At 44.6% G+C, this 1,658-nt stretch carries 4 protein-coding genes; 2 read left to right on the top strand and 2 right to left on the bottom strand.

Annotated elements, in window-relative coordinates:
- The first annotated feature begins 438 nt into the window (after positions 1–438).
- Positions 439–645, top strand: a complete 207-nt coding sequence (locus LZ23_RS11865) for a hypothetical protein (RefSeq protein ID WP_198145983.1) — start codon at positions 439–441, stop codon at positions 643–645.
- Positions 638–967: an addiction module antitoxin gene (locus tag LZ23_RS11860; RefSeq protein WP_045214468.1), complete on the top strand. Its 330-nt coding sequence runs from the start codon at positions 638–640 to the stop codon at positions 965–967. Before LZ23_RS11865 ends, LZ23_RS11860 begins: the two co-directional genes overlap by 8 nt.
- Positions 968–1,036: 69 nt before the next feature.
- Here LZ23_RS11860 and LZ23_RS11855 read toward each other — a convergent pair whose 3' ends face one another.
- A complete protein-coding gene (locus LZ23_RS11855) occupies positions 1,037–1,414 on the bottom strand; it encodes a hypothetical protein (RefSeq protein ID WP_045214466.1) in 378 nt (125 codons plus the stop codon).
- Positions 1,415–1,473: 59 nt separating this feature from the next.
- On the bottom strand, positions 1,474–1,658 hold a 185-nt coding region (locus LZ23_RS24685; protein WP_045214464.1), incomplete at its 5' end, for a hypothetical protein.

The raw sequence follows: 1,658 nt of genomic DNA, 5'->3' as shown, positions 1-1,658 counted from the left end.
GGACTGATTATAATATGCTGAAACCTACATGAAAAGGGCGGGGTATGCGGGGTACATTAAAACTCAAAACGTAAAGAAAAAACAGGCGGGGTGGGGCTGGATATTGCGGAATACTGGCAACATAACCAAACTGGCAACATAATGTCCCCGTTTCTTCAATCAAGGGTAAAAAGTGACTTCAGATATGCAGAAGCATGTCAAAGCGCTTAGAAGGGCAATTTTGAGCGTTTTGTTGGAAATGGCTGTTTTGGATGGAAATTGATCTCAGTTTATCTGAGCGTCTGGCTTGTGGTCATTGCTAAGGGAAGTGGATGGAAGCGTTTAGAGTGGACGTAGGAGGGCTTAAAATGGAAATTATGGCTTGACTGCTTAGATTAAGACAGAATATTGCTTATTCCAGTAAAAGCACTTATGCTTCAGCGTAAGCCAAGGAGGGATATGAACAAATCATCATGCACAGAGCAGATATATCGGGAAGTAGATATTACTCCAGAAGAATATCTTCCTGCATTGCTGGAAATTGTCAGAGGGTTTCGTATGGGTGTATTAAAGCCAGCGGATGAAAGCTTTAAGCAGGGTATGCGAGATGTTGTAGAAGGAAATACCAGGCCAGTATCAGAACTTTGGAAAGGAATAGATGCCTGAAGTATCTTTTACCTTTGAATTCAAAAGAAATCTCAGGGCCCTGGCTAAAAAATATCGGTCCATCAAGGCTGATCTTCAGCCTCTAATCGATAGTCTGGAAGATGGGGAGCTACCTGGTGATCAGATTCCTGGTGTCCACTTAGCAATTTTCAAGGTCCGGATACAAAATACTGATATTCAGAAAGGGAAAAGGTCCGGATACCGTTGTATATACTATCTGAAAACCAGAGATCAGATTATTCTGGTTACCATATATTCTAAGCTGGACCAGTCTGATGTTTCGGGTAAGAGGATAAAAGAAATACTTTCAGAAATGTCTTAATCCCCACCCCTCCCATACTCCATAGGCCGCATCCATTCAGCAGGCTGCTCCAAGCCCCACCCCGCTTTATCAGATTGATCCCTGAGCATCCGTAAAATCTGGTGTGCTTCTGTGCGTTTTAGTGCAAGTCCGGCTATGGGTTCTACATCTACTAGATTTGAACCCCAGTATAAGTGAGTCGCCTTGGGTTTCAAGCTGAACCACTGTGGCGTAGTAAGGCTTTGCACTGTCAGGCTGTGCTGTTTTTGGTATTTCACCAAGCTTTCTATTGACCACAGCAGCTATATGCTCCATCTGCATTACCTCCGCAGAATCAGGTGTTCTGGAGGCAGTAGGGCTGGTACTGGTCAGCTTGTCACCCATAGACTTCAGAAGCATACCCAGCAGCCTTCTTGATATGTAGGCTTTTTTGGTATTGCCGTCCTGCAGGTAGAGGATCAGAAACATTCAGTCCTCTGTAGGGTCGTAGCCTATGGTGACTGTGTTTGCTTTGGGGTAGGTAACACTCACTTAACCCCACCAAGTCTCTTAATCAGCGGCAAAGTACCACCTATAAACCCATCCAGCCTTACCTTCAGCTCATTAACTGTTTCCTGTCCGTGCTTCAAAGGCTGGCCGTCTTTAAGCAGGGATTTGTTTAAACCCTTAAGCCTTGCCTCTACCCCAGCTGGTATATCCTCGTTCTTACTGT

Origin of the sequence: Desulfonatronovibrio magnus, from assembly GCF_000934755.1 — a bacterium.
Classification (GTDB): Bacteria; Desulfobacterota; Desulfovibrionia; order Desulfovibrionales; family Desulfonatronovibrionaceae; genus Desulfonatronovibrio; species Desulfonatronovibrio magnus.
This window is presented reverse-complemented; position numbering and strand designations above follow the sequence as displayed.